The sequence below is a fragment of the Frankia sp. AgPm24 genome (genome assembly GCF_023243055.1).
Classification (GTDB): Bacteria; Actinomycetota; Actinomycetes; order Frankiales; family Frankiaceae; genus Frankia; species Frankia umida.
Map to the genome: position 1 here is coordinate 1 of NZ_JALKFW010000068.1, position 1,009 is coordinate 1,009.

At 70.4% G+C, this 1,009-nt stretch carries 1 pseudogene; it reads left to right on the forward strand.

Annotated features, from left to right (window positions below):
* A pseudogene (locus tag MXD61_RS05670) lies at positions 1 to 1,009 on the forward strand (hypothetical protein); the annotation flags it as partial.

Consider the following 1,009-nt stretch of genomic DNA (forward strand, 5'->3'; position numbering starts at 1 on the left):
GAGTTCGCCGCTGTCGCTGCGGGTGTCGCCTATCGGGAGCCGTCGGCGGCCGGGCGGCGGGAGTGGATGTCGCCGGACTACTGGGTGCGGCAGGTCCGTGAACCGGTTCGCTACGCCGACGCCCTCACCCATGCGCTCACCCAAGCCGCGAGCGGCGGTTTCCTGGTGGAGATCGGCCCGGATGGGAGTCTGACGTCTCTCGCCCGGACCAGTGACCATCCGGTCGCGGCGGTCACGTTGTCGCGCCGGGAACAGCCGGAGTCGGTCGCGGTGGTCGCTGGACTCGTCGAACTCTGGACTGTCGGCGGGCCGGTCACGCAGGCTGCTCTGGCCGCGTTGATTCCCGGAGCCGCTACTCCAGGTCGAGTTGTTCCGCTGCCGACCTACCCCTTCCAACGCGACCGCTACTGGCTCGCCCCCACGACCACCCACCTGGCCTCGTCCGCAGGCGGTGCCCAAGCCATGATGCTCGCCGTCGACTGGAGCCCCCTGTCGGCCGGTCACGTTGGTGATGCGGGTCGGCCGAGTAGCGCCGTGTTCGTTGATGTGGTGGGGCTGGCGGCGCTGGGCGAGGATCTCCCGGAGTGGCTGGTTCTGGATGTGGATCCGCTTGCCGCTGACTCTGAGCTGGACGAGTTGGTGCGGGTGCGGGTGGTGCTGGCGCGGGTGCTGGAGGTGTTGCAGGAGTTCACGTCCGGGTCGGTGCGTCGTGAGGCCCGGTTGGCGCTCGTGCTTCGGGATGCGGGTGATGACCCGATCGCGGCTGCGGTCGCCGGACTGGTGCGTTCGGCCCAAGCGGAGAATCCCGGCCGGATCCTGCTGGCTGATCTCGGCGAGCGGGAACTCGATGGAGATGCCGTGGGGCTCGCGGAGTTCGCGGGCCTGTTCGGGCGGGCTGCGGCGGCGGACGAGTGGGAGATCCGGGTCCGGGACGGACAGGCCGAGATCCCTGGGCTCACCCGAGCCGCGGATGGTCCCCTCGTGACGGGTGCCGCCGACACCGGGACTG